At 64.2% G+C, this 25,841-nt stretch carries 21 protein-coding genes; 13 read left to right on the top strand and 8 right to left on the bottom strand.

The genetic code is table 11. From position 1 onward, the window contains the following. Positions 1–12 precede the first annotated feature (12 nt). Entirely contained in the window at positions 13–3,063 is a 3,051-nt protein-coding gene (ydiJ, locus tag AC1Q6Z_RS12835; RefSeq protein WP_492648089.1) for a D-2-hydroxyglutarate dehydrogenase YdiJ, read from the top strand. 32 nt (positions 3,064–3,095) lie between these two features. After that, complete coding sequence (locus AC1Q6Z_RS12830) at positions 3,096–3,827, top strand: FadR/GntR family transcriptional regulator (RefSeq protein ID WP_256116540.1); 732 nt, start codon at positions 3,096–3,098, stop codon at positions 3,825–3,827. Positions 3,828–3,833: 6 nt separating this feature from the next. Here the strand turns inward: AC1Q6Z_RS12830 and AC1Q6Z_RS12825 are convergent, their stop codons facing one another. The 6 genes from AC1Q6Z_RS12825 to AC1Q6Z_RS12800 are packed head-to-tail and all read right to left on the bottom strand — an operon-like array spanning position 3,834 to position 12,509. After that, on the bottom strand, positions 3,834–5,519 hold the full coding sequence (locus AC1Q6Z_RS12825; protein ID WP_492648088.1) for a thiamine pyrophosphate-binding protein: 1,686 nt from the start codon (positions 5,517–5,519) through the stop codon (positions 3,834–3,836). 16 nt (positions 5,520–5,535) lie between these two features. Beyond that, on the bottom strand, positions 5,536–6,729 hold the full coding sequence (locus AC1Q6Z_RS12820; RefSeq protein ID WP_492648087.1) for an NAD(P)/FAD-dependent oxidoreductase: 1,194 nt from the start codon (positions 6,727–6,729) through the stop codon (positions 5,536–5,538). Further along, entirely contained in the window at positions 6,729–7,535 is an 807-nt protein-coding gene (locus AC1Q6Z_RS12815) for an NAD-dependent epimerase/dehydratase family protein (protein WP_492648086.1), read from the bottom strand. The genes AC1Q6Z_RS12820 and AC1Q6Z_RS12815 overlap by 1 nt, the downstream gene beginning before the upstream one ends. An 11-nt stretch (positions 7,536–7,546) precedes the next feature. Further along, positions 7,547–8,758, bottom strand: a complete 1,212-nt coding sequence (locus tag AC1Q6Z_RS12810; RefSeq protein WP_492648085.1) for a pyridoxal phosphate-dependent aminotransferase — start codon at positions 8,756–8,758, stop codon at positions 7,547–7,549. Beyond that, the gene (locus AC1Q6Z_RS12805; RefSeq protein ID WP_492648084.1) at positions 8,755–10,413 is read right to left on the bottom strand and encodes a hydantoinase B/oxoprolinase family protein; all 1,659 of its coding nucleotides are present in this window, start codon (positions 10,411–10,413) and stop codon (positions 8,755–8,757) included. The genes AC1Q6Z_RS12810 and AC1Q6Z_RS12805 overlap by 4 nt, the downstream gene beginning before the upstream one ends. Positions 10,414–10,424: 11 nt before the next feature. After that, positions 10,425–12,509: a hydantoinase/oxoprolinase family protein gene (locus AC1Q6Z_RS12800; protein WP_492648083.1), complete on the bottom strand. Its 2,085-nt coding sequence runs from the start codon at positions 12,507–12,509 to the stop codon at positions 10,425–10,427. 294 nt (positions 12,510–12,803) lie between these two features. Here AC1Q6Z_RS12800 and AC1Q6Z_RS12795 point away from each other — a divergent pair, with 294 nt between their 5' ends. From AC1Q6Z_RS12795 to AC1Q6Z_RS12775, 5 genes are all read left to right on the top strand, one after another. Continuing rightward, the gene (locus AC1Q6Z_RS12795) at positions 12,804–13,925 is read left to right on the top strand and encodes an ABC transporter substrate-binding protein (protein WP_435265670.1); all 1,122 of its coding nucleotides are present in this window, start codon (positions 12,804–12,806) and stop codon (positions 13,923–13,925) included. Between the two features lie 77 nt (positions 13,926–14,002). Next, positions 14,003–14,920 (top strand): ABC transporter permease subunit, encoded by a 918-nt coding sequence (locus AC1Q6Z_RS12790; protein WP_435265671.1) that lies wholly within the window; start codon positions 14,003–14,005, stop codon positions 14,918–14,920. 14 nt (positions 14,921–14,934) lie between these two features. Next, positions 14,935–16,242 (top strand): high-affinity branched-chain amino acid ABC transporter permease LivM, encoded by a 1,308-nt coding sequence (livM, locus tag AC1Q6Z_RS12785; protein WP_492648082.1) that lies wholly within the window; start codon positions 14,935–14,937, stop codon positions 16,240–16,242. Then, positions 16,239–17,057 (top strand): ABC transporter ATP-binding protein, encoded by an 819-nt coding sequence (locus AC1Q6Z_RS12780; protein ID WP_492648081.1) that lies wholly within the window; start codon positions 16,239–16,241, stop codon positions 17,055–17,057. Before livM ends, AC1Q6Z_RS12780 begins: the two co-directional genes overlap by 4 nt. Then, positions 17,054–17,788, top strand: a complete 735-nt coding sequence (locus AC1Q6Z_RS12775) for an ABC transporter ATP-binding protein (RefSeq protein WP_492648080.1) — start codon at positions 17,054–17,056, stop codon at positions 17,786–17,788. Before AC1Q6Z_RS12780 ends, AC1Q6Z_RS12775 begins: the two co-directional genes overlap by 4 nt. Positions 17,789–17,792: 4 nt before the next feature. Here AC1Q6Z_RS12775 and AC1Q6Z_RS12770 read toward each other — a convergent pair whose 3' ends face one another. Both AC1Q6Z_RS12770 and AC1Q6Z_RS12765 read right to left on the bottom strand, forming a co-directional pair. Continuing rightward, complete coding sequence (locus AC1Q6Z_RS12770; RefSeq protein WP_439615676.1) at positions 17,793–17,954, bottom strand: hypothetical protein; 162 nt, start codon at positions 17,952–17,954, stop codon at positions 17,793–17,795. A 99-nt stretch (positions 17,955–18,053) separates the two neighbouring features. Further along, entirely contained in the window at positions 18,054–18,740 is a 687-nt protein-coding gene (locus AC1Q6Z_RS12765) for a GntR family transcriptional regulator (RefSeq protein ID WP_435265675.1), read from the bottom strand. A gap of 255 nt (positions 18,741–18,995) precedes the next feature. On the opposite strand from AC1Q6Z_RS12765, the gene AC1Q6Z_RS12760 reads away from it, so the two are divergent. The 6 genes from AC1Q6Z_RS12760 to AC1Q6Z_RS12735 all read left to right on the top strand — a co-directional run bounded on the left by AC1Q6Z_RS12760 (position 18,996) and on the right by AC1Q6Z_RS12735 (position 25,832). Continuing rightward, entirely contained in the window at positions 18,996–20,093 is a 1,098-nt protein-coding gene (locus tag AC1Q6Z_RS12760) for an ABC transporter ATP-binding protein (protein WP_435265676.1), read from the top strand. A gap of 2 nt (positions 20,094–20,095) precedes the next feature. Then, the gene (locus tag AC1Q6Z_RS12755) at positions 20,096–21,022 is read left to right on the top strand and encodes an ABC transporter permease (RefSeq protein WP_256116525.1); all 927 of its coding nucleotides are present in this window, start codon (positions 20,096–20,098) and stop codon (positions 21,020–21,022) included. Then, on the top strand, positions 21,015–21,827 hold the full coding sequence (locus AC1Q6Z_RS12750; protein ID WP_256116523.1) for an ABC transporter permease: 813 nt from the start codon (positions 21,015–21,017) through the stop codon (positions 21,825–21,827). Before AC1Q6Z_RS12755 ends, AC1Q6Z_RS12750 begins: the two co-directional genes overlap by 8 nt. Before the next feature lie 17 nt (positions 21,828–21,844). Next, positions 21,845–22,879 carry an extracellular solute-binding protein gene (locus tag AC1Q6Z_RS12745; protein WP_435265677.1) on the top strand — a complete coding sequence of 345 codons (1,035 nt, stop codon included), beginning with the start codon at positions 21,845–21,847 and terminating at the stop codon, positions 22,877–22,879. 78 nt (positions 22,880–22,957) lie between these two features. Next, positions 22,958–24,139, top strand: coding sequence for a serine hydrolase domain-containing protein (locus AC1Q6Z_RS12740; RefSeq protein ID WP_492648079.1), 1,182 nt, complete (start codon positions 22,958–22,960; stop codon positions 24,137–24,139). Between the two features lie 22 nt (positions 24,140–24,161). Continuing rightward, positions 24,162–25,832, top strand: a complete 1,671-nt coding sequence (locus AC1Q6Z_RS12735) for an amidohydrolase (RefSeq protein WP_492648078.1) — start codon at positions 24,162–24,164, stop codon at positions 25,830–25,832. Positions 25,833–25,841: the final 9 nt, after the last annotated feature.

The following is a 25,841-nucleotide window of genomic DNA, read 5'->3' as shown; positions in this document are numbered from 1 at the left end:
GAACCCTTGCCCATGATTCCCCGCCTCGATGCCGACCGGCGCATCGCCTCGCCAAGCGACAATTTCCTTCGTCATCTCGCGACCCAAGGCTTCGAGGGCGATATCGGCGCGGGGCCTGCGGACCGGCTCGTGTTTTCCACGGACAACTCCATCTACCAGGTGGAACCCGCCGGCATCGTCTTTCCCAAAAACATCGGCGATCTCAAGCGCATTGCCAAGGCCCTCGCCCGCCCGGAATTTTCCGGCGTCACGATCGCACCCCGTGGCGGCGGCACCGGGACGAACGGCCAGTCACTGAGCGAAGGCATCATCGTCGACTGCTCGCACCACATGAACAGGATTCTGGAGATCGACCCGGTTCGCCGCATCGCCCGTGTCGAGGCCGGCGTCGTCAAGGACCAGTTGAACAAGGCGCTGGCGTCGCACGGCCTGTTCTTCGCGCCGGAATTGTCCACGTCCAACCGCGCGACGATCGGCGGCATGGTCTCCACCGACGCCTGCGGACAGGGCTCGTGCCTCTACGGCAAGACCAGCAACCATGTGCTCGGCCTTCGCGTGGTGCTGTCGGACGGCAGCGATTTTCTCTCCCGCCCGGTGCGCGAGGAGGAGCTGCGGGCGCTTCAGGCGCGGCAGGACCGCATCGGCCATATCCATCGCACGCTGGCCCGCATCGCCCGTGACGACAAGGCGTTGATCGACAAGATCTTCCCGAAACTCAACCGCTTCATGACGGGCTATGACCTCGCCCATCTTCAGCGCGGCGACGGCCGCTTCGACCTCAACGCGGTTCTCTGCGGCTCCGAGGGCACGCTCGCGATGATCGCTGAGGCGGAACTCAATCTGCTTCCCATTCCCGCCTGCGCGGCGCTCATCAACATCCGCTACGACGATTTCAACGCCGCCCTCGAAGACGCCCGTACCCTCGTCGCGCTCGATGTTGCTTCGGTCGAGACCATCGACGAGACGGTGCTGCGGCTTGCCAAAGGCGATATCGTCTGGCCACGCATCGCCGCCTTCTTTCCCAGCGACGCGAACGGCATCAACATCGCCGAAGTGCTGGCCGATGCGCCGGAAGAGCTTTCCGAAAAGCTTGCGGCCGTCACGGCGGCGCTTGCGAAAACCGCCTTCGCCGGTCGCAAGGGCTACACGATCACTGCCGAAAAGGCCGATATCGAAGCCATCTGGGCGATGCGCAAGCGGGCGGTCGGGCTGCTCGGCAATGTGGAGGGGCCGACGCGGCCCGTGCCCTTCGTCGAGGACACCGCCGTGCCGCCGGAACATCTCGCTGCTTACATCCGCGCGTTTCGCGCACTGCTGGACGCGGAGGGGCTTACCTACGGCATGTTCGGCCATGTGGATGCCGGGGTCTTGCATGTGCGCCCGGCGCTCGATCTCACCCGGGACGATCATGCAGCGCTCGTCCGGCGCATCAGCGATGCCGTCGTGGCGCTGACGCAAAAATACGGCGGCGTGCTGTGGGGCGAACATGGCAAGGGCGTTCGCTCGGAATATGTGCCGGCCTTCTTCGGACCGCTCTATCCGCGCCTGCAGGAAATCAAGCAGGCCTTCGATCCGCTCAACCAGCTGAACCCCGGCAAGATCGTCGCGCCTGCGGGCAGCAGCCTGCCGAAGGTCGACGCAGTGCCGCTGCGCGGAACGCTCGACCGTGCCATCGGCAACGATATCCGCGCCGCCTTCGACAACGCCGCCTATTGCAACGGCAACGGCGCCTGTTTCGATTTCGATGCCGACAACCTCATGTGTCCCTCCTACAAGGCAACGCGCGACCGGCGTTTTTCGCCGAAAGGGCGCGCCTCGCTGATGCGCGAATGGCTGCGGCGGCTTTCCGAAAAAGGCATCGATCCACGCCGCGAGGCCGAACAGCAGCGCCGCACGAGCGTCATCCTGCGGCTTGCGCGACGGGCCTGGAACAGCCTGAACCCCGCCAACCGCGATGACTTCTCCCACGAGGTGCGCGCGGCGATGGACACCTGCCTCGCCTGCAAGGCCTGCGCCGGGCAATGTCCGGTCAAGGTCAGCGTGCCGGCCTTCCGTGCCAAGTTTTTCGAGCTCTATTACGGACGTTATCTGCGGCCGCTAAAGGACCCGATCGTCGCGACCATCGAAACGATGTTGCCGCTGATGGCGCGGGCGCGGCCGCTCTACAACCTCGCCGTCGGCTCGTCCCTCGGCAGGGTGCTGCTGCGGCGCGCAGGCCTGACCGCGCTTCCCACCCTCCCCGCGCTTTCGCTGCGCCAGGAACTCGGCCGCGTGCCGACAGCCACACCGCAAGCGCTCGCGCGGCTCGACCCCGCGCAACGCGCCGATGCGGTTATCTTCGTGCCGGACGCCTTCACCGAACATTTCGACCCGCAGGTGCTGCTGGATGCCGTGGCGGTCGCACGGCGCCTCGGGATGCACCCGTTCCTCGCGCCGCCGCTGCTGAACGGCAAGGCACTGCACGTGCATGGTTATCTCGGCACCTTCCAAAGGACGGCGCGGCGCACCGCGCGGCATCTCGACCAGCTGGCCGAAACGGGCATCCCCCTCGTCGGCCTCGACCCTTCGATGACGCTCGCCTTTCGCAGCGAATATGCCGGCACGGCTGCCATGCGAGCGCGTGTGCTTCTTCCGCAGGAATGGCTCGCGACCCTCACCGATCGCCTGCCCACCCTTCCCGGCAAATGGCCGCGCCATCGTCTCATGGCGCATTGCACCGAGCGCAGCGCCGCGCCCGCCGCCGTCGGCCAATGGATTGCCGTCTTCGCCAAACTCGGCATCGACGTGGTCACAGTCGAAACCGGCTGCTGCGGCATGGCCGGCACCTTTGGTCATGAGGTGCGCAACCGGGAGATTTCCGAAAGGCTCTATGCCATGAGCTGGCAGCCTGCGCTTGCGGCCGCCGGGACCGACGACGTGGTGATGGCGACCGGTTATTCCTGCCGCGCGCAGGCAAAGCTGATGGGCGGGCGGCAGATTCCGCATCCTCTACAAATCCTTCTCGCAAGACTTGAAGACGACGCGGCGCTTCCCCTCAAGGACGGCGCCATGTATGATATGTGATAAATGTAAACTTCAACAAAGGCGGGATCGCCATGTCGATCATCACGCAGCGCGGCAATCTCGCGGAAATCGTCGTCGCCAAACTGGCCGAGCGCATGGACTCCGGACTTTATGCGCCCGGCGAGAAGATTCCGTCAAGCGCCCAATTGTGCGAGGAGTTCGGCGTCTCGCGCACCGTCATCCGCGAGGCGCTGACCTCGCTCAAGGTGGCAGGCCGCGTCATGGCCCGCCAGGGTGCGGGCGTCTATGTCACGGAGAAGGACGCCAAGACGCTGAACTTCGAGATCAGCCGGATCGATGACATCCGCTCGGCAATGCAGATCCTCGAACTCCGGCTCGGCGTGGAAATGCAGTCCGTCGCACTTGCCGCCCAGCGCCGCACGCCCGAAGCGCTCGCCGAAATCGCCCGTGCTTTCGATTATATCGAGAACCTCGACACGAGCGATGCGGAAATCGAGGCACGCGCGGATTTCGAATTCCACCTCGCCATCGCCAAGGCGACGCGCAACCCGCATTTTCCGCGTTTCCTTGTCGCGGTGATGGGCGAGATCAATTTCGATCTCGTGCTGAAACACCGCCAGTCCGGCCGCTCCTACAATGCCTATCTGAAGAAGATCAACAAGGAGCACGCCGCCATCCTCGCGGCGATCACCCAGGGCGACCCGAAGGCGGCCAAGCAGGCGCTGGCCGCGCATCTGGAGGAAAGCCTCAGCCGCTACCGGCTGATGCTCGACGAACCGGCCGGCAGCGAAGCGGACGACTGAGCATCGTCACCGGCCCGCGGCAAGCGCCTGCTCGCGGATCTGCGACAGGCTCATCTTCGGCGTCAGCGCCTCCGGATCGATGCGGATCTCGATCAGCGCCGGCTTGCCGGATGCCTCCGAGCGTCGGAAGGCATCGGCGAACTCTTCCGTGTTCTCTACCGTCTCGCCGTGCAGGCCGTAGGAGCGGGCGAGATCGGCGAAATCCGGATTGGTGAGCCGCGTGCCGGAAACCCGGCCGGGATAGTTTCGTTCCTGGTGCATGCGGATCGTGCCGTACATGCCGTTGTTGATGACGAGGAAGATGACGCGGGCGTCATATTGCATGGCCGTCGCCAGTTCCTGCCCGTTCATCAGGAAGCAGCCATCGCCGGCAAAGGCCACCACCGTGCGCTCCGGCGCGGTGATCTTTGCCGCGATCGCCGCCGGCACGCCGTAGCCCATGGAGCCGTTGGTCGGCCCAAGCTGTGTGCGGAAGGTGCGGTACTGGTAGAAGCGATGCGCCCAGGCGGAATAGTTGCCCGCCCCCGTCGTCAGGATCGCATCGGCCGGCAGGTGGCCGCGCAGCCATTCCATCACCGCGCCCATCTGCACGAGGCCGGGCACCTGCGGGTAATCGATGTTTGCGAGATAGTCGGCATGCGCCGCTTTCGTCCATTCGACCCAACGAGGCGTAGCGGCGGGCTTCAGCTTCGCCGCCTGCGACAGGAAGCCGGCGACGCTCGCATTGATCGGCAGCGTCGCGTGATAGACGCGGCCGAGTTCTTCGGCGCCGGGATGGATGTGCACCAGCGCCTGCTTCGGCACCGGAATATCGATCAGCGTATAGGCACCCGTGGTCATCTCGCCGAGGCGGGCACCGATGGAAATCAGCAGGTCGCAGTCCTTGACGTGCTGGATCAACTTCGGCCCGGCGGCGAGGCCGAGGTCGCCCGCGTAGTTCGGATGCGTATTGTCGAACAGGTCCTGGCAGCGGAACGAGGCGGCGACCGGGAGCGAGAAGGCTTCCGAAAAGGCCTTGAGATCGGCAACGGCCTGCTGCGTCCAGCCGCCACCACCGGCGACGACCATCGGACGCTCGGCCTTCGCCAGCAACGCGGTCAGTTCGCCGAGCTGCGGCTCGCCGGCATAGGCCTCGACGCGCTTGAAGGCCGGCGTATCGGGAACCGTCACAACATCCGTCAGCATATCCTCCGGCAGCGCCACCACCACCGGTCCCGGCCGACCGTTGACGGCACGGTGGAAGGCCTGGCTGATGAGCTCCGGAATGCGCGCCGCATCCTCGATCTCCACCACCCATTTCGCCATCTGACCGAACATGCGGCGATAGTCGATCTCCTGGAAGGCCTCGCGTTCCATCTGGTCGCGCGCCACCTGGCCGATGAACAGGATCATCGGCGTCGAATCCTGGAAAGCCGTGTGCACGCCGACCGAGGCATTGGTGGCGCCCGGCCCGCGGGTGACGAAGCAGATGCCCGGTTTGCCCGTCAGCTTGCCATAGGCTTCCGCCATATAGGCCGACCCGCCTTCCTGCCGGCAGATGACGAATTCGATCGCTTGTTCCGCATCATGGAAGGCATCCAGCACCGCCAGATAGCTCTCGCCCGGCACGCCGAACACCCGCTCGACGCCATGGATTCTCAAGGCGTCGACCAGCACCTGGCCGCCGCTGCGGGCCTTGTTCTCGGTTTTCATGTCTGTCTCCCGGCCGTCAGATCACGGCGTCTTCAAGGAAGGGGCGGTTCGCGGCCACGCGCGCGTAGCCGAAGGGCGAAAGGTCGAGCGTGCGGAAGCCGCCATAGGTGATCAGTTCCGAAAGCCCGCGCCCCATGGCCGGCGACTGTTGCAGGCCATGGCCGGAAAAGCCGTTGGCGAAGAGGAAGTTCTTCACCTCGCTGTGCGGGCCGAGGATGACATTGTGGTCGAGCGTGCAATAATCGTAATGCCCCGCCCAGCTGTTCACGACCTTGATCGCCTCGAAGGCCGGCACGCGATGGGCGAGCGTCTCCCAGATCTCATCCTCGAATTCATGGTGCATCACCTCGAAATCGTTCGGATCGACCTCCGGATCATGTTTCGGATAGGTGCCCATCAGGTAGAACTTCCCCTCCGGGCGGAAGAACACGCCGGTCGGGTCGATGGTGAGGCCGACCGGGCCTTCGAGCGGCGTGCGGCAATCCACGACGAACAGCGACCGTCGACGTGGCTCGACCGGAATGTCGAGGCCGGCCATGCGGGCCATCTTCTTGCCATTGGTGCCGGAGGTGTTGACCATCGTGCCGCAGGCGATCGTCTGCCCGCCCTTCGTCGTTACCGAAACCACGCGATCGCCCTCGCGGTTCACCGCGACAACTTCGTCCTCGATATATTCGACGCCGAGCGACCGGGCCTTCTTGCGGAAGCCCTGGAGGAGACCGACGCTGTCGAACCAGCCCTCGCCGCGCTCGCCGGTGCTGCCCAGCGTCAGTCCCTCGACGTTCAGCCATGGGAAACGCCGGCCGAGCCCCTCGGGATCGAGCAGCGAAACCTCGGCGCCGCAGGCGACCTGCGTTTCATGGTTGCGACGCAGCACCTCGCTGCCGCGCTCGTCGCCGGCGAGGAAGAGATAGCCGTTCTCGTGAAAGCCGATTTCCGGCGTGTCGTCGTCGACTGCGACGTTCTCTTTGAAATTGCGGATGAACTCCGTGCCGAACTGCGAGACCTTGACGTTGATCGCGTTGGAAAACTGGTGGCGGATGGAGCTGGAGGAGAGCGCGGTGGCTGAGCGCTGGTAGGTCCAGTCCTTCTCGATCACCAGCACGGAGCCGGTGAAATCGGGATTGGTGGCGAGGAAATAGGCCGCAGCGCTGCCGACAACGGCACCGCCGACGATCACGACGTCATAGGATGTCTTCGAAGCCTGCATCACTCGTCCTCGAAATGACCGGCAGCCGTGAAACTGCCGCCCTGATAGCGCACGGCCGGGTCGTTCGGGTCGCCCTGCTCGGTCTTGGCGAAAACCTTGTCGGCATAGTCGTCGGCGCTGTCTTGCGGCTTGTAGCCGAGCACGGCGGCGGTGCGGTTGTCCCAGAAGGCCTGCGAATTGTTCGACATGCCATAGGCGACCATGAAGCCGACGCGCGGCGCCGACAGGCTCTTTTCGACCAACTGGCGGCAATCGCGGTAGGAGAGCCAGGTGATGAGGTGGCGGCGGTCCGTTGGCTCCGGGAAGCAGGAGCCAATGCGGAGCGAGACCGTCTCGATGCCGAACTTGTCGAAATAGTAGCGGCCGAGGTTTTCCACGAAGGTTTTCGAGACGCCGTAGAGGCTATCCGGCCGCGTCGGCACGGTGCCGTCGATCGTCTCCGTGCGTTCGTAATAGCCGATGGCGTGCACGGAGCTGGCATAGACGATGCGCTTAACGCCGTGGCGGCGCGCGGCCTCGTAGATGTGGTAGCCGCCGGAAATGTTGGAATCGAGGATGGTCTTCCAGGCCCCTTCGAGCGGTTGCCCGCCGAGATGCACGATGGCGTCACAGCCTTTTACCGCTTCCGAAACCGCATCGAAATCGGCGAGTTCAAGCGGGAAATCCTCCTCATGCGAGGCGACGTTTTCGCAAGGCTTTCGATCGGAAAGCCGGACGATATTGCCGAGCCGCGTGCCGGACTGGCGAAGCGCCGTGCCGACGCCGCCTGCCGCCCCTGTCAATAAAACTCTCTGGAAATGGGACATGGGGTTCCTCGTTAGCGAAGCCGGGCCAAGGCATCGGCGATGCGCGCGATGGCCAGCGTGAGATTGTCGCGCGATGTGGCGAAGGACAGGCGGATATAGGGCTCGACGCCGAAGGCAGCGCCCGGCACGGTCGCGACCTTGCCTTCCGTCAGCAGGTAGGCGGCAAGCGCCGTGTCATTCTCGATCACGCTGCCATCCGGCGCGGTCTTGCCGATATGGGCGGCGCATTTCGGGAAGAGGTAGAAGGCGCCTTCCGGCGCGCGCACCTCAAGTCCCGGAATGGCGCGGAAGCCGCGCGTCACCAGCTCGCCGCGCGCCTTGTACTCCGCGACAGCCGTCGTCACGAAATCCTGCGGGCCGTTCAGCGCCGCCGTGGCCGCGACTTGGGTGATCGACGAGGGGCAGGTCGTGCTCTGCGACTGCATCTTGTTCAGCACCTTCGTCAGCGCCTTCGGCCCCGCCGCATAGCCGAGCCGCCAGCCGGTCATGGCATAGGCCTTGGAGACGCCGTTGATAAGCAGCGTGCGGTCGCGCAGATCCGGGCAGGCATTGGCGAAGGAGGTGAAGGGCACGTCGGCGCAGACGATGTGCTCGTAGATCTCGTCCGACATGATGGCGACGCGGGGATGGCGGGCCAGAACTGCGCCCAGCGCCTTCAGCTCGTCGGCGGTGTAGATAGCGCCCGTCGGGTTGGACGGCGAGTTGAACAGGAACCAGCGGGTCTTCGGCGTGATTGCCGCTTCCAGCCGTTCGGGCGTGATCTTGAAGGCATGCTCGACGCCGCAGGGCACGATGACAGGCACGCCGCCGTGCAAGATGACGATGTCCGTGTAGGAGACCCAGTAGGGCGCCGGCACGACCACCTCGTCGCCGGGTTCCAGCGTGCCGAGGAAGGCGTTGAACAGGATCTGCTTGGCGCCGTTGCCGATGGAAATCTCGTCCATGGCATAGTCGAGGCCGTTTTCGCGCTTGAATTTCCGGACGATCGCCTCGCGCAGTTCCGGCAGGCCGTCCGGCGCGGTGTAGCGGGTGATGCCGCGCCTCATTGCGTCCACGGCAGCGTCCACGATATGGGCGGGCGTGTCGAAATCCGGCTCGCCGAGCGAGAGGTCGATCACCGCTTCGCCCTTGGCCCGCATCGCCTTCGCCGCCATGGAAACGGCCATCGAGGGCGAGGATTTGATGGTGGATGCCCGAAGGCTTTCAAACGCGATCATGTTCATGCCTTGCCTCCCGCCTTGCCATAAAGCGCGGCCTGCTCCTCTGTGATGTAACCATGCCTGACGTCATGGGCGACGGCCTCTGCCGGGCGCGCGGCCGGATCGCCATAACCTCCGCCACCGGGCAACGACAGCACAAGGCGCCGGCCTTCCGGCACGAATTGCAGGCCCTTGCCCTTCAGCGCCGTGCCGTCATCGAGCGCCACGCCGCCGGGCGCGCCGTCGAGGCCACCGTCGCGACCGCGGGCCGGATGGTTCAGGCGGTCGAACATGGCGGAGAAGCGGAACGAAAACCCTTCGGCCGCCTCGATCTCGATCATCTGGCCGAGGCCGCCGCGCTGGGCGCCTGCACCGCCGGAGCCTTCGCGCAGTTCCTTGCGCCAGACGATGACCGGGCCGACATTCTCCGTCGCCTCGATCGGCATGGTGTGCACGCCGCTCGGGAACGCGGTGGCATTGAGGCCGTCGAGGCTGGCGCGCGCGCCGGAGCCGCCGGAATTGAACATCAGGATTTCCGCGCTCTTGCCGCCGATCTGGTCGGAGAGGGGGCGCACGCTCATATGCAGGTTCCAGAGCGCGCTGGCACCCTCCGCCGGCACCTGGCCGGGCAGCGCCTGGTGCAGCGCGCCGAGCACGAGATCCGGCACGAAATGGCCGAGCACGTGGCGCACGGCAACGGGTGCCGGCCGCTTGGCATTGAGGATGCAGCCTTCGGGCGCCGCAACGTCGAAGGGCGCGAGCGAGGCGGCGTTGTTCGGAATTTCCGGCGCGACCACGCATTTGATGCCGTAGCAGGCGTAGGCCTTGGCGTAGACCAGCGGCACGTTGATGCCGAACTTGCTCATGCCGGACGTGCCGTCGAAATCGACCAGCACGCCCTCCGGGCCGATGGTGAGTTTTGCCGCGAGATGCACGGGCTCGTCGTAGCCGTCGAGATCGAGGCTGTAGGACCAGCTTCCGTGCGGCAGGTTTTTCAGCCGCTCCAACGTTGCCTCGCGGCTGTGCTTCAGGATGAAGCCGCCGATCATCGACAGGTCTTCGAGGTTGAATTCCGTCAGCATGTCGATGAGGCGGCGGTGGCCGGTCTCGTTGCAGGCGGCAAGCGCATGGAAATCGCCGACCACTTTGTCGCTCTCGCGCACATTGTTGCGCACGATATGAATGAGGGTGCGGTTCAGTTCGCCACGCTCAAAGAACTTCATGATCGGGATGAAGAGGCCCTCTTCATACACTTCCCGCGCATCCGGCCCGAAACCCCGCCCGCCGATATCGACCACATGGGCGGTGGAGGCGAAATAACCGACCAGCTTGCCATGATGGAAGGAGGGCGTGACGACGGTGATATCGTGCAGGTGGCCGGTGCCCTTCCACGGGTCGTTGGTGATGTAGACATCGCCTTCAAAGATGTTTTCCGGACCGATATCGCGGATGAAATGGGCGACGGATTCGGCCATGGCGTTGACATGGCCCGGCGTGCCGGTGACGGCCTGCGCCAGCATGCGGCCTTCGAGGTCGAAGACCCCGGCAGAGAGGTCGCCCGCCTCGCGCACGGAGGTGGAAAAGGCGGTGCGGATCAGCGTCTGGGCCTGTTCTTCCACGACGGAGATCAGGCGGTTCCACATGACCTGCATATGGATATCGATCATCGACTGGTTCATCGGTTCGTTCCTTACAGCCGGGTGACGCGCAGGCAGCCGTCGTTCTGCACGATGGCCTTGAAGGCGGCGGTGAGCATGGTGGAAGTCTCGCGCTCGACGACGATGGCGGGGCCTTTCACGACATCGCCGGGCTTCAGGTCGTCACGGTCATGAATGCCGGCATCGAGGAAGGCACCTTGCGCGGCTTCGAACAGGCGGCGGGTTTTTGCCGGCGTGACGACGCTGCCCTCGTCGATGGCGGCAACCCGCTCCACCGGCGGCAGCGGCGAACTGGCCTTTACTGACCAGCTGACGATCTCGATGTCCAGCCCCTCGATGGCGCGGCCGAAGAAGCGGGCATAATCGGCTTCGAACAGGTCCACGAGCTTTTGCGCGCTCGCAGCATCGAACCGATCGGCGGCGAGCGCCACGGGAATGTCCCAGCCCTGCCCCGCATAGCGCATGAAGAGCGTGCGTTCGATCACCGGTGCGCCGGCATCCAGCCCGCCTTCCACGAAGCCGGTCGCCTCGGCCTTCATGCTGTCCAGCAGATGATTGGCCGCGGTAAAATCGAAATCGGAGAGATTGAAGACGGCGCTGCGCACCGATTCATAGCCGAAGGGCGCGCGCAGGAAGCCGATGGCCGAACCGACACCGGCACCGGCCGGCACGAGGAAGGTGGAGATGCCCATCTTCTCGCAAAGCCTTGCGGCATGCAGCGGGCCGGCACCGCCGAAGGTGATCATGGTGAAATCGGCGATGTTCTTGCCGTTTTCGACCGTGTGGACGCGGCCGGCATTGGCCATGTTCTCGTCCACCATCTCGCAGGTGCCGTAGGCGGCGCCGTCCGGATCGAGACCGATCACCGCACCGATATCGTCGGCCATGGCCTGACGGCTCGCCTCGACGGAGAGCGGAATGGCGCCACCGGCGAAATTATCGGGGTCGAGCTTGCCGAGGATGAGGTCGGCATCGGTGACGGTCGGGTTCTTGCCGCCGCGCTGGTAACAGGCCGGACCCGGCTCGGAGGCGGCGGAATGCGGCCCGACGCGGATCTGGCGCATGGCATCGACGCCGGCGATGGAACCGCCGCCGGCACCGATTTCCACCATCTCGACCACCGGAATGGAGATCGGCATGCCGGAACCCTTGCGGAAGCGATAGGTGCGGGCGACCTCGAAGGTCTTTGCTGTCTTCGGCACCTGGTTCTCGATCAGGCAGATCTTGGCCGTCGTGCCGCCCATGTCGAAGGAGAGCACCGTGTCGAGCCCGTGGCGCCGGGCGATATCGGCGGCGAAGATCGCCCCGCCCGCGGGACCGGATTCGACGAGGCGCACCGGAAACTCCGAGGCGCTTTCGACGGAGACGATGCCGCCGCCGGAATGGATCATGAAGACCGGACATCCGACGCCGATCTCCTTCAGCGAGACGACGAGGCGGTCGAGATAGGATTTGATCGCCGGCTTGACATAGGCATTGGCGCAGACCGTGTTGAAGCGCTCGAATTCCCGCATCTGCGGCGAGACTTCCGACGAAATCGACACGGAGACATGCGGCAGGCGCTTGACGATGGCGTCACGCACGGCGGCCTCGTGCGCGCCATTGGCATAGGCGTGGATGAAGCCGATGGCGACGCTTTCATAGCCGCCTGCCGCGATGGCCGAGACGACGGCCTCGACGGAGGCCTCGTCCAGCGCCAGCAGCACCTTGCCTGCAGCGTTCATGCGTTCGCGCACGGTAAAGCGGTCTGCCCGGGGGATCAGTGCCGGCGGCAGGGTGATGTTGAGATCGTACTGCTCGAAGCGGTTTTCCGTGCGCATTTCCAGCGTGTCGCGAAAACCCTCGGTGGTGACGAAGGCGGTCTTGGCGCCGCGCCGCTCGATCAGCGCGTTGGTGGCGAGCGTCGTGCCGTGGATCAGCAGGCCGATTTCCGAGAGCGCGATGCCGGCGAGCTCGGCGACGGCGGCGACACCCTTGAGAATCGCCCGCTCCGGGGCGGTGTAGTCGGTGAGCACCTTCGTCGAATGGAGCGTGCCATCCACATCGAGGGCAATATCCGTGAAGGTGCCGCCGATATCCACCCCGACGCGGCAGTTCCGCGGTGCGTTGTTCACCATGTCGTTCCCCACACTCGATTCCATGTCGCTTTGACCTTTGAGCACCAGTTTCCACGGCTGGCGCAGCGATGCAAGATTTCTGCTTGACGGATTTTGGATATATCACTTATCATACATGTGTCAACTTTAAATACCGACGGATTGCGACAGGGGAAGCGTCGCAATCACGACAGAGGCCGTTTGCCACCAACCCGGCCAAAAGAGCCGCGGCGGGCGGGAAAAAAGAACCAGAACGCCGGCTGAACGCGCGTCGCATCAAGGAAGATCAACGGCTTAACCAGAGGGAAGCCTTTCATGACTCGTTTCTCGACATTCTTCGCGGCCACCGCGATCGCATCTTCGCTGTTTCTCGTTCCGGCACTCGCTGCCGACACCATCAAGATCGGCGTCGCCGGCCCGATGACCGGCGCCAACGCCACCTTCGGCGAGCAGGTGTGGACCGGCGTCTCGGCCTATGTGAACGAGGTCAACGCCGCCGGCGGCATTGACGGCAAGCAGATCGAGCTCGTGAAGGGCGACGATGCCTGCGAGCCGAAACAGGCTGTCGCCGTCGCCAACCGCTTCGTCGACCAGGACAAGGTGCAGGCAGTCGTCGGCCATTTCTGCTCGTCGAGCACGATCCCGGCCTCGGAGATCTACAACGACAACGGCATCCTGACCGTCACGCCGTCCTCGACCAACCCGATCGTCACCGATCGCGGCTTCGACACCATGTTCCGCACCTGCGGACGCGACGACCAGCAGGCGGTGGTCGCCGGCGCCTTCATTCTCGATACGCTGAAGCTCGACAAGATCGCGCTGATCCACGACAAGGACACCTATGGCCAGGGCCTCGTCGATGCCTTGAAGAAGACGCTGGAAGAGCGCGGCGTCGAGCCGGTGCTCTATGAGGGCCTGACGCGCGGCGAGCGCGACTTCAATGCACTGGTCACCAAGATCAAGAGCGCTGGCGCCACCGCCGTCTATTTCGGCGGCCTCATTCCGGAAGCCGGTCCCCTCATCCGCCAGATCCACGAACAAGGCCTCGACGTGAAGTTCGTCAGCGGCGATGCGCTGGCCCAAACCGAAATCGTCACCGCCGCCGGCGGCGCGCAGAACCTGAAGAACGTCTACTACTCCTCCGCCGCCAATCCGCTGGAAGACCCGGCGACGGCGGATGCGCAGGCCGCACTGAAGAAGGCGAACATCGCGCCCGACAACTACACGCTCTTCGGCTATGCCAGCGCGCAGACCATCGTCGCAGCCGTCCAGGGCACCAAGGAAGGCTCCGTCGAGGACCAGATCGCCTGGCTTCGCGCCAACTCCGTCAAGTCGGCGGTCGGCGATCTCGCCTGGAACGACAAGGGCGACGTGAAGGACTTCAAGTTCGTCTTCTACGCCTTCGACGACGCGGGCGCCCCGGTTCCGAGCAACTAAGCTCCTTCAAGCCGGCCGGCTGAAGCCCGTCTTCAGCCGGCCTCCGATTGCCAGAACAATCCATAAAGGGGTTCGCCATGGACGCGTTCATCTTGGCGCAGCAGCTCGTCAACGGCGTGACGCTCGGCACGATCTACGGCCTCATCGCCGTCGGATACACCATGGTCTACGGGGTCATCCGCATGATCAACTTCGCCCATGGCGATGTCTACATGGTCTCCGCCTATATCGCCGCGATCACGCTCGCAGTGCTGCATTTCTTCGGCTTCCAGTCCGTGCCCTTCGCGCTGATCTCGATCCTCATCATCACGTGCGTCATCACCGGCATCTATGGTTGGGCGATCGAGCGAGTGGCCTACCGGCCGCTGCGGGGCTCGACCAAACTCGCGCCGCTGATCTCGGCGATCGGCATATCGCTGATGCTGCAGAGCTATGTGCAGATCTCACAGGGCGCGCGCGACCAGGGCGTGCCGATCCTCATCCAGGGCGCCTTCCGCTTCGGCGAGGGCCAGCATTTCGTACAAATCACATACATGCAGACGGTGATCCTGATTGCAGCGCTGGTCGCCATGGGCATCCTCACCTATGTGATCAACTACACGCGCATCGGCCGCGAATGCCGCGCCACCCAGCAGAACCGGCAGATTTCCGCCATCCTCGGCGTCAACACGGACCGGATCATCTCCTCTGTCTTCGTCATCGGCGCGGCGACGGCCGCCGTGGGCGGCACGCTGGTGACCTTCAATTATGGCTCGTTCAATTTCTTCATCGGCTTCGTTATGGGCATTAAGGCGTTCACCGCCGCCGTACTCGGCGGCATCGGCTCGCTTCCGGGCGCGGTGCTCGGCGGCATCCTGCTCGGGCTGACGGAGGCGCTGTTCGCCGGGTACGTCAGCACCGACTATAAGGACGTCTTCGCCTTTTCGCTCCTCATCATCCTACTGTTCTTCCGCCCCTACGGCCTGCTCGGCCGGCCGGAAGTGCAGAAGGTCTGACGGGAGGAAACGCCATGCAGAACAACCGCCTCGCCTCCCTTCTCAAGGAAGCCGTCCTCACCTTCGTCATCTCGCTCATCCTGTTCGGACCGATCTCCGGTCTGGTGCTCGACGGCTTCGGCTTTCGCAACGAACTCGGCCGCGCGGTGACGCTCGCGGCCATCATCACGGCCGGCCGCCTGCTCGTCTCGCTTGCCGGCATGAGCGAGTTCGGAAAACGCCTGCGCGGCCGGCTTGCAGGCAGCAATTCCGGCGTCACGGTCAATACCGGGCAGGAACGTTCACCCCTCCTGCCGCTCGCCGTCCTTTTCCTCGCCGGGCTCGCACTACCCTTTTTTGCCGACAAATATTTCCTCGGCATTGCGATCCTCGCGCTGATCTACTGCCTGCTCGGCCTCGGCCTCAACATCGTTGTCGGCCTTGCCGGCCTGCTCGATCTCGGCTTCGTCGCCTTCTATGCGGTCGGCGCCTATCTCTTGGCGCTCGGCTATCAATATCTCGGCCTCGGCTTCTGGAGCGCGCTGATCATCGCGCCGTTCCTCGCCGGGCTTTTCGGCATGGTCCTCGCCTTCCCGGTGCTGAAGATGCATGGCGACTATCTCGCCATCGTCACGCTCGGCTTCGGCGAGATCATCCGTCTGGTGCTGAACAACTGGCTGGAATTCACCGGCGGGCCGAACGGCGCGCCCGTGCCCGCCCCGACCCTCTTCGGCCTGGAATTCACCCGCACGGCCAAGCAGGGCGGCGTGCCGATCCATGAATTTCTCGGCATCAGCTATAGCGGCGACTACAAGTTCTGGTTCATCTATGTCGTGCTGTTCCTCGTCGTCTGCGCGGTCATCTACGCGGTGCATCGACTGCGCGTCATGCCGCTCGGGCGCATGTGGGAAGCGTTGCGCGAGGACGAGATCGCCTGTCGCTCGCTGGGCGTGAACCACGTCTTCACGAAACTTTCCGCCTTCATGCTCGGCGCCTCGACGGGTGGCATTGCCGGCGTGTTCTTTGCGGTCCACCAGGGCTTCGTGAATCCGACATCCTTCACCTTCTTCGAATCCGCCCTCATCCTCGCCATCGTCGTGCTCGGCGGCCTCGGCTCCACGGTCGGCGTCGTCCTTGCAGCGATCGTGCTGACCATCCTGCCCGAGCTGCTGCGCGATTTCGCCGAGTACCGCGTGCTGGTTTTCGGCATCCTCATGGTGGTGATGATGATCTGGAAGCCGCGCGGCCTGGTGCGCCTTACCCGCCCCGCCTTTTTCCCCTCCAGCCATAGCGAGGCGGGCATCGCGCTCCGTCTTGAGCCGCAAACGGAGGCAGGCCGATGAAGACGCCCATTCTGGAAGTGCAGAACGTCACCATGCGCTTCGGCGGCATCGTCGCCAATCGCGATGTCAGCTTCGCCGCCGAGAGGGGCGCCATCACCGCGCTGATCGGTTCGAACGGTGCCGGGAAGACGACGATCTTCAACTGCATCACCGGCTTCTACCGCGCCAGCGAAGGCCGCATCCTGCTGAACGGCCGTAACGGCCCGCAGGATATTGGCCAGTTGATGACCCGGCCGATCACCGGCGGCTCGCACCTCGTCACCCGCGCCGGCATCGCCCGCACCTTCCAGAACATCCGGCTGTTCAAGGAAATGTCGGTGGTAGAAAACCTGCTGGTCGCCCAGCATCTCGCCACCCGCAACAACCTGCTTAGCGGCGTGTTCCGCACCCGCGCCTACCGCGCCGCCGAGACCGAGGCGGTCGACCGCGCCTACTACTGGCTGTCCCAGATGAACCTCGCCAACGACGCCAACCGCCTTGCCGGCGAACTGCCCTATGGCCGCCAGCGGAGGCTTGAGATCGCGCGGGCCATGTGCACCTCGCCGGCGCTGATCTGCCTCGACGAGCCGGCCGCCGGCCTCAACCCGTCGGAGACGCGGGAGCTCTCCGAGGTCATCCAGCGGCTCTGCGCCGAACACGATCTCTCCGTGCTCGTCATCGAGCACGACATGGGCCTCGTCATGCGCATCGCCGACCATATCGTCGTGCTCGATCACGGCGAGGTCATATCCGACGGCACGCCGGACAGCGTCGCCAACGACCCGGCGGTGATCGCCGCCTATCTCGGCGTCAGCGAGGAAGAGGTGACGGCATGAGCACGACAGAACCCACCGCCGGCCCGCTGCTGCAATTCGAAGGCGTGCATGCCCATTACGGTCCCGTCGAAGCGCTGAAAGCGGTCGACGTGCAGATCTCGAAGGGCGAGATCGTCAGCCTGATCGGCGCGAACGGCGCCGGCAAGACGACGCTGCTCGCCACCATCTTCGGTGCGCCGCGCACCTCGTCCGGTCGTATCCTGCACCGCGGCGAGGACATTTCGACCCTGCCGACGAATCGCATTTCGCGGCGCGGCATCGCGCTGGTGCCGGAAGGCCGGCAAATTTTCCAGGACATGACCGTCGAGGAAAACCTGATGATGGGCACGACGCCCATCGGCATGAGGCATTTCGAGGAGGATCGGGCACAGATGTTCGAGCTCTTCCCGCGCCTCAAGGAACGCCGCAGCCAGACGGCCGGCACCATGTCGGGCGGCGAGCAGCAGATGCTGGCGATCGCCCGCGCCATGATGGCGCGCCCGGAACTGATCCTCTTCGACGAGCCGTCGCTGGGGCTGGCGCCCCTCGTCGTCAAGCGGGTCTTCGAGGTGCTGGCCGAGATCGCCGCGATGGGCAAGACGATCTTCCTCGTCGAGCAGAACGCCAACCATGCGCTGAAACTCTCGCAGCGCGCCTATGTGATGGTCAACGGCCGGATTCACCTCTCCGGTGAAAGCGCCGCGCTGCTCGACAATGCCGAAGTGCGCAAGGCCTATCTCGGCCTGCATTGAGGGCTCAGAGAGCCTGCGGCGCGAGGAACTGGTAATAGGCCCAGACGAGCGCGATCACGGCCACGACGGCGAGCCAGATCAGTCCCTTTTTCGGTCCCGGCGCCTTGGGCTTGTTCTCGGGTTCCGGCTTCCGGCGTTCGAATTTCAGAACATTGTTGTCGTTCAAGGCGGCCTCCGACGCACGGGCAGAACAAATCGCGCAGAGATTTACCGGCGATTGACCCCGACCGGCAAGCGCCTGAGAGCAAAAGTTCCCGTCTTTCCGTCAGGCCGTTTTCCCGAGCGCGGCGATCCGTTCGAAATGGCTGCGCCCGAGAAGACCGGCGCCGTCGCGGATATCGGCGGCAATCGCGGCCTTCAGGGCTTCCGCATCCTGCTTGACGATTGCCACCAGCGCCTCGGCGTGCCGGTCGACCTGGTAGGTCTCCGACAGTGTTTCGCCCGCCCGGCGCATGAAGGGGCCGAGACGCAGCCAGAGGGATTCGATCAGCGGCAGCAGCACCGTGCCCGGCCGCGCCTCGTAGAGGCAGCGGTGGAAATCGAAATTCGCCTCCACCAGTCGCCCGAAAGCGCCATCCGCCAGCGCCTGATCAGCCTGCTTGTCGAATGCCCGCATGCGGGCGAGCCGCGTCTCGTCGATAAAGGGCATGGCGCGCTCGGCAGCCCGCGTTTCCAGCGCCACGCGAGCCTCCAGCACCTCTTCGAAACGCTGCGGATCGAGGTCCGGCACACGCACCCGGCGGTTGTCGAGAAGCTCCAGCGCGCCATCGGCGACGAGGCGGTGCAAGGCCTCGCGCACCGGCATTGCACTGACGCCGAGCGTCTCGGCTAGGCCGTTGATGGTGACCGGGTCGCCCGGCTCGAACTGGCCCGTCATGATGCCCCGCCTGAGCACGCGGTAGACCCACTGCTTGGCCGATTCGGAAGTCTCTCGACTGGCTGCAACCAACATGCTCAAATCCTCCCGTCTGCAGACCCGGCCTATGCCGTCTTTCGTCTCAGGGCTGAATTCCGTGATCTTTGCACGCAGGGCGGATAAATTCCCAAAGCACAAAATGGCCCTTTACAGATTTGATCAAATTATGGTTTGTTGTGATCATAAGCAAGACAAGCCTATCACATAAGAGCCGTGATTAGCGGCCGGACGAGAGGACAGCCGGCGGATCGGGCAAAGCTCGGGACACGCCTGCCGAAAAACGGGGAACCGATGACTGAGACCCGAACGACCGGTGCCCATGGCGGCGCCATTGGCATGCATGGCATCAAGAAATGGTTCGGCAACTTCCAGGCCGTCAACGACGTCTCGCTGGAAATCCGCTCGAATGAATTCTTCACCCTTCTCGGCCCGTCCGGCTGCGGAAAGACCACCCTCCTCCGCATGATCGCCGGTTTCGAGCTGCCCACCGAAGGGCAGGTCCTGCTCGACGGCACGGACATTTCCCGCCTGCTGCCGAACCAGCGGCCGGTCAACACGGTCTTCCAGAACTACGCCCTCTTCCCGCACCTGACGGTGGCCGAAAACATCGGTTTCGGCCTGAAGATGCTGGGCAAGCCGAAGTCGGAAATCGACTCGGTCGTGGGCGACATGCTGAAGCTCGTGCATCTCGACGGGCGCGGCAACAACCCGGTCACCCAGCTTTCCGGCGGCCAGCAGCAGCGCGTGGCGCTTGCCCGCGCCCTTGCACCGCGGCCGAAAGTGCTGCTGCTCGACGAACCGCTCTCCGCCCTCGATCTCAAGCTGCGCAAGTCCATGCAGGTGGAACTCAAGCGGCTCCAGACCGAAACCGGCATCACCTTCGTCTTCGTCACCCACGACCAGGAAGAAGCGCTCACCATGTCCGACCGCATCGCCGTCATGTCGACGGGCACGGTGCGCCAGATCGGCTCGCCCTGGGACATCTACGATCGCCCCTCCGAACGCTTCGTCGCCGACTTCATTGGCGAGACGAACTTCCTGGAGGCAGACGTCGTTTCGGTCTCCGGCGACAAGGCCCGCGTGCGGCTCTCGTCGGGTGCTGAAATCTCCGCCACCTATCCGGAAGGCGTCACGCCGCAGGGCAAGGTCACCATCGTCATCCGCCCCGAACACGCCCGCCTCGGCCCGCCAGGCTCCGGCGTGCTGGAAGGCGCGATCCACACCATCGTCTATCTCGGCACGGACAACCATTTCCACGTCACGATCGACGACGGAAAGACCTTCACCGTGCGCCAGCAGAACGCCAACAGCGCCCCCTGCGGCTTCTCCGTTGGCGAACGCATCAGCGTCGCCATCAATGATGACGTCGCACAGATCCTGAGGGACTAGAGATGACGGACAGTGCTCAGGACGTCGGCGAACAGAGGCAGAAGAAGGACGTCCGGGATCGCTGGCTGCTCAGCGCGCCCGCCCTGGTTCTGATCCTCGCCGCAGGGGTCGGTCCCCTTCTCATCGTGGTGTTCTATTCCTTCCTCGCGCCGGGCAGCTATGGCGACGTGAAGCTGGAATTCTCCTCGGAGGGCTGGTTCAACGTGCTCTTCACGCGCGATATTTTCGACGAGACCGTTTCGCTCGCCGACGCGCATTTCCTGATCTTCTGGCGCAGCGTGAAGCTTGCCTTCGCCACCACCGTGCTCTGCCTGATCTTCGGTTTCCCGACGGCTTATTTCATCGCGACGCGCGCGCCGCACAATCGCTCGCTCTGGCTGTTCCTGATCACCATTCCGTTCTGGACGAACATGCTTATCCGCACCTTCGCCATCCAGGAGGTGATCCGCAGCGAGGGCATCGTCAATTCCTTCCTGATGTCGATCGGTCTCATCTCGTCGCCGATCCAGATGATGTTCACCGATTTCGCCATCATGCTCGGCATGACCTATGTCTACCTGCCGCTGATGGTGCTGCCGCTCTATGCGAGCCTGGAAAAACTCGATTTCCGGCTGATCGAGGCGGGTTACGACCTCTACGCCTCCCGCTTCGGCGTGTTGTGGCGCATCGTCATCCCGCTGGTCAAACCCGGCATCATCGCCGGCTCCATCCTGGTCTTCGTGCCGGCGCTCTCGGCCTATGTCGTGCCCCGCGTTCTCGGCGGCGGCAAGAACCTGATGCTCGGCAACCTGATCGAACTGCAATTCGGCCAGGGGCGGAACTGGCCGCTCGGCGCGGCACTCTCCGTCACGCTGGTCATCATCGTGCTGTTTGCAATGCTCTACTACGTGCGCAATGCATCCAAGTCCGGAGGCAGCGCCCATGGCTAAGTCCTTCTCGATCAAGCGGCAGCCGGGTTTCGCGACGATCGCGATGCTGTGCTTCTTCCTGCTCTACCTGCCGATCGCCACGCTCGTCGTCTATTCCTTCAACTCGGGCACCTCCATCGCCACCTGGGAAGGCTTTTCCCTGCGCTGGTTCGAAAGCGCCTGGAACAACCAGCAGGTGATGGAAGCCTCCTGGCGGTCGCTGCGCATCGCCGCGGTCGCCGCCGTCATCGCCACGGCCTGCGCGACGCTCGCGGCCATCGCCACCACGCGCACCGCACCCTATCGCGGCCTCACCTTCAAATATTCCATCATCAACATGCCGCTGCTGGTGCCGGAAATCGTCACCGCGGTGGCGCTCCTGATCCTCTTCTCGCGCATCAAGGTGTGGACCGGTTATTCCGGCCTCGGCTACCTCATCGTCGCGCATGCGGCCTTCTGCATTCCCTTCGCCTATATGCCGATCCGCGCGCGGCTCGAAAGCATGGACCTCTCGCTGGAACGGGCGGCGTCCGACCTCTACGCCTCGTCCTTCCAGACCTTCCGTTATGTCACGCTTCCGTTGCTCTGGCCGGGCATTCTCGCCGGCCTGATGCTGGCCTTCGTGATCTCGCTCGACGACGTCGTCATCACCGAGTTCGTCAAGTCCGGTGGACAGGATACGCTGCCGACCTACATGCTGGGTCAGTTGCGCCGTGTCGTGACGCCGGAGATGAACGCGATCTCGACAGCCTTCCTCGTGCTGTCGCTCGCAATCGTCACCGTCTTCTTCTTCCTCAGCCGGAACCCCAACAAAAACAACGAATAGACAAAGGAGAACAGCCAATGAAAATGAAACTGGGATTGATCGCACTCGCGGCCGGCATGATGGCCTCCACCGCCATCGCGCATGCCGAGGGTGAACTCAACATCTTCAACTGGGGCAACTATACCAGCCCCGAAATGATCAAGAAGTTCGAAGAGGCCTACAAGGTCAAGGTGACGGTCACCGACTACGATTCGAACGATACCGCGCTTGCCAAGATCCGCCAGGGCGGCCACGGCTTCGACATCGTCGTGCCATCCGCAAGCGTCGTGCCGATCTGGATTTCGGAAGGCCTGCTGCTCGAATCGCGCCCCGACCAGATGGAGAATTTCAAGAACGTCGATCCGCAGTGGGTTGACGTGCCGTTCGACACGGGTCGCCACTATACGGTTCCGTGGCTGTGGGGCACCACGGGCGTGACCGTCAACAAGTCGATCTACAAGGGCGACATCAACACGTCCGCCATCTTCCTCGATCCGCCGGCCGAACTCGTCGGCAAGGTGAATGTCGTTCCGGAAATGTCCGACGTCATGCACATGGTCGTGACCTATGCGGGCGGCGAGCCCTGCACGGGCGACCTGACGGTCCTCAAGAAAGCGCGCGACATCCTCACGGCCGCCAAGCCGAAGTGGATCTCGATGGACTACGGCAATATCGAGAAATATTCGAAGGTCGACCTTGCCGCCGGCGTGAACTGGAACGGCGCCTCGTTCCGCGCCCGTCTGCAGAACCCGGACGTCGTCTACGGCTATCCGAAGGAAGGCTATCCGGTCTGGATGGACAATGCCGCGATCCTCAAGGACGCCAAGAACGTCGATAACGCCAAGCTTTTCCTGAACTTCATCATGGATCCGGAAAATGCGGCGATGATCTCGACCTTCGCGCGCTATGCCAATGGCATCAAGGGCTCGGAGCCCTTCATGCCGGCAGACATGAAGGATGCGCCGGAAATCAACATTCCGGCCGAACTGAAGGCCGCCGGCAAGTTCAACCTCGCCTGCGCGCCGGAAGTGCAGGAACTCTACACCAAGCTCTGGACCGAACTGCAGAAGTAAGCGGCTCCGGCCGAAACAAATGAGGACTGCCCTACGCGGGAAGGCACATCGCCTTCCCGCGCTTCGGCTGGATGTGTCATGATCAAGACGTTCAAGGACCAGCACGGCTTTGCCCGCGCCGATGTCACCCTCGCCAATTGGCGCACTGCCCCCTATAGCCGCTGGACCTTTCAGAATGTCCGCGATTTCGTGCCGACGGCGGTGATCGCCGCGGGAGCCGCCACGGCGGAAGTGCCGCTTCAAAGCGATGCCTTCCTCGACGCGGCAATGGAAACCGGCCTTGCGAGCGCCGCAAGCGCACGCGCCTTCCTCGACTTCGCCCATACCGACGCCTTCGTCATGATGCGCCGGGGCGAGGTCGTCGCGGAATATTATGCGCCGCATGCCGACCCCAACGCGCCGCATCTCGTCTTCTCCATCTCAAAGTCGCTGACGGCGGTCGTTTCCGGCATTCTCGAAGCCCAAGGCCTTATCGATCCCGACCGGCCGGTGACGGACTACCTTCCCGAGGCGAAGGGCGGCGTCTATGGCGACTGCACCTACCGCGACGTGCTCGACATGCGCGTCAGCCTTGATTTCGAGGAAGCCTATCTCGACCCGCACGGCGCCTTCGCGCGCTATCGCCGCGCCATGCTTTGGAACCCGCCGGAGCCGAATATTCAGCCCGAGACGCTCGCCTCCTTCCTCGTCACCCTGCAGAAGGCCGAGCGGCCGCATGGTGGCCCGTTCTACTACGCCTCGCCCAACGCCGACCTGCTCGGCGTCGTCATCGAGCGCGTCACGGGTGCGCGCTTCGCCGACCTGACCTCCGAACTGCTGTGGAAGCCGATGGGCGCCAAGGGCAATGCCGATATCAGCGTGGATGCGATCGGCACGCCGCGCACCGCCGGCGGCGTCTCCATGACGGCGCGCGACCTCGCCCGCCTCGGCGAATTGCTGCGTAACGGCGGCGCGCGCGATGGCAAGCAGATCGTGCCGGAAGCCTGGATCCGCGACATGCAGGAGAATGGCGACAAGGAGGCCTGGCAGCAGGGCCGCAATGTCGACCTGCCGAACGGGCGCTACCGCAGCCAGTGGTATCAATCCGGCGAGGCCGACCAGGCCTTTTGCGCCATCGGCATCCACGGCCAATGGCTCTATGTCGATCCCAGCACCGAAACGGTCATCGTCAAGCTCTCCTCCCACCCGGAGCCGCTCGGCGACGAGGAGAACCAGGACCTGTTCACGTTCCTCCGGGCGCTCAGCCGCCGGGCAATCTGAAAAAACATCGAGGAAACACGCCATGCAGACCGAAGCGAGCTTTATCATCCGCAACGCGCGGGTGCTGACGATGGACGAGGCGAACCCGCGGGCAGCCGCGGTCGCCGTTGCAGGCAACCGCATCCTGGCCGTCGGTTCCGAAGCCGAGATCGACGCCTTTTCCGGCCCCGACACCCATGTGATCGACGCCAAGGGCGGCACGGTGCTGCCGGGCTTCAACGAAGCGCATATGCATATTTTTGGCGGCTCCGCCGAACTCAGCGAACTGTCGCTCTCCGGCGTCAAGGGTTTTGACGCGCTGGAAGCCGCGGTCAAGGCCTATGCGGCCGAATATCCGGAGCGCCAGTTGCTGGTCGCCCAGCAGGCCGATTACACAATCCTCTCCGACGAAGAGCGCGTGACGCGCCATCACCTCGACCGCATCCTCTCGGACCGCGCGCTGCTCATCTTCGCGCCCGACCACCACACCGCCTGGGCGAACACGCTCGCCCTTAAGATGGGCGGCATCCTGGAAGGCCGCGATGTGGGCGTCGGCAACGAGATCGTCATGGGCGACGACGGCCTTGCCAACGGCGAACTGCGCGAAAGCAACGCCATCCGCCCGGTCTCGGCCCTCGGCGAGACCGGCGGGCGCGAAATGCTCGGCGTCGGCACCGGCGGCGATCCGGAACATGTGACGGCGGAAGAACGCGCCGGCGACATCGCGATCATCAAGCAGGGCCTCGCCTATGTCGCCTCGCTCGGCATCACCTCGTTGCAGAACATGGACGGCAGTCTCTACCAGCTAGAAATGCTGGACGAAATCGAGCGCACGGTCGGGCTTCCGGTGCGCGTGCGCATGCCCTTCCACATGAAGAACTTCATGCCGCTGTCGGACCTCGAAACCAAGGCCGCCGCCTGGCGCGAGCGCTTCAACTCCGATCGCCTGCGCTGCGACTTCGTCAAGCTCTTCATGGACGGCGTGACGGAATCGGGCACGGCCGTCTTCGTCGAGGACTATGCCCACCAGCCGGGTTTGAAGGGCGATCCGCTGTTCTCGCAGGACCACTTCAACGACGTCGCGATCGCTTCCGACAAGCTCGGCCTGCCGGTCGCCGTGCACGCCATCGGCGATGGCGCGGTGCGCATGGTGCTGAACGGCTATGAGGCGGCGATCGAGGCGAACGGCAAGCGCGACAGCCGCAACCGCATCGAGCATATCGAGGTCGTGCATCCGGACGACATCCCGCGCTTCAAGGAACTCGGCACCGTCGCCTCCATGCAGCCGACCCATCCGCCGGGCAGCGCCGGCCTGCCGCTCGAACCCTACCTTTCCTACATCGGTGAAGACCGCTGGCCGTATGCTTTCGCATGGCGCACGCTGGTCGATGCCGGGGCCGAGATTGTCTTTGCCACGGATTGGCCCGTTTCGCCGCTCGATCCGATGAACTGCATCCAGTGCGCCATGTCGCGCGAGGTTTGGAAGGACGGCATGAAGGACGAGCGGCTTTCGCTCAATGAAACGCTCGCCGCCTATACGAAGAACGGCGCCTGGGTGGAGTTCATGGAAGACCGCAAGGGCGTGCTGAAGCCCGGCTATCTCGCCGACATCGTCGTGCTCTCCGGCAATGTGGAAGCCGCCGAACATGCAAACCTTGCGGCGATCCGCCCCGTCACGACGATTTGCGACGGCCGCGTCACCTACCAGGCCTGATCGGGGAGG

The sequence above is a fragment of the Shinella sp. GW835-FHT14H05 genome (genome assembly GCF_058793575.1).
Note: the sequence above shows the minus strand (reverse complement) of the source record. Positions and strands in the feature narration are given on the sequence as shown.

Coding starts and splice junctions, on each gene's coding strand:
- AC1Q6Z_RS12800 (WP_492648083.1), bottom strand. CDS start 12,509: ATGGTGAACAACGCACCGCGGAACTGCCGCGTCGGGGTGGATATCGGC.
- AC1Q6Z_RS12830 (WP_256116540.1), top strand. CDS start 3,096: ATGTCGATCATCACGCAGCGCGGCAATCTCGCGGAAATCGTCGTCGCC.
- AC1Q6Z_RS12740 (WP_492648079.1), top strand. CDS start 22,958: ATGATCAAGACGTTCAAGGACCAGCACGGCTTTGCCCGCGCCGATGTC.
- AC1Q6Z_RS12745 (WP_435265677.1), top strand. CDS start 21,845: ATGAAAATGAAACTGGGATTGATCGCACTCGCGGCCGGCATGATGGCC.
- AC1Q6Z_RS12735 (WP_492648078.1), top strand. CDS start 24,162: ATGCAGACCGAAGCGAGCTTTATCATCCGCAACGCGCGGGTGCTGACG.
- AC1Q6Z_RS12820 (WP_492648087.1), bottom strand. CDS start 6,729: ATGCAGGCTTCGAAGACATCCTATGACGTCGTGATCGTCGGCGGTGCC.
- AC1Q6Z_RS12795 (WP_435265670.1), top strand. CDS start 12,804: ATGACTCGTTTCTCGACATTCTTCGCGGCCACCGCGATCGCATCTTCG.
- AC1Q6Z_RS12765 (WP_435265675.1), bottom strand. CDS start 18,740: ATGTTGGTTGCAGCCAGTCGAGAGACTTCCGAATCGGCCAAGCAGTGG.
- AC1Q6Z_RS12805 (WP_492648084.1), bottom strand. CDS start 10,413: ATGAACCAGTCGATGATCGATATCCATATGCAGGTCATGTGGAACCGC.
- AC1Q6Z_RS12755 (WP_256116525.1), top strand. CDS start 20,096: ATGACGGACAGTGCTCAGGACGTCGGCGAACAGAGGCAGAAGAAGGAC.
- AC1Q6Z_RS12775 (WP_492648080.1), top strand. CDS start 17,054: ATGAGCACGACAGAACCCACCGCCGGCCCGCTGCTGCAATTCGAAGGC.
- AC1Q6Z_RS12815 (WP_492648086.1), bottom strand. CDS start 7,535: ATGTCCCATTTCCAGAGAGTTTTATTGACAGGGGCGGCAGGCGGCGTC.
- ydiJ (WP_492648089.1), top strand. CDS start 13: ATGATTCCCCGCCTCGATGCCGACCGGCGCATCGCCTCGCCAAGCGAC.
- AC1Q6Z_RS12790 (WP_435265671.1), top strand. CDS start 14,003: ATGGACGCGTTCATCTTGGCGCAGCAGCTCGTCAACGGCGTGACGCTC.
- AC1Q6Z_RS12780 (WP_492648081.1), top strand. CDS start 16,239: ATGAAGACGCCCATTCTGGAAGTGCAGAACGTCACCATGCGCTTCGGC.
- AC1Q6Z_RS12810 (WP_492648085.1), bottom strand. CDS start 8,758: ATGAACATGATCGCGTTTGAAAGCCTTCGGGCATCCACCATCAAATCC.
- AC1Q6Z_RS12750 (WP_256116523.1), top strand. CDS start 21,015: ATGGCTAAGTCCTTCTCGATCAAGCGGCAGCCGGGTTTCGCGACGATC.
- AC1Q6Z_RS12760 (WP_435265676.1), top strand. CDS start 18,996: ATGACTGAGACCCGAACGACCGGTGCCCATGGCGGCGCCATTGGCATG.
- livM (WP_492648082.1), top strand. CDS start 14,935: ATGCAGAACAACCGCCTCGCCTCCCTTCTCAAGGAAGCCGTCCTCACC.
- AC1Q6Z_RS12825 (WP_492648088.1), bottom strand. CDS start 5,519: ATGAAAACCGAGAACAAGGCCCGCAGCGGCGGCCAGGTGCTGGTCGAC.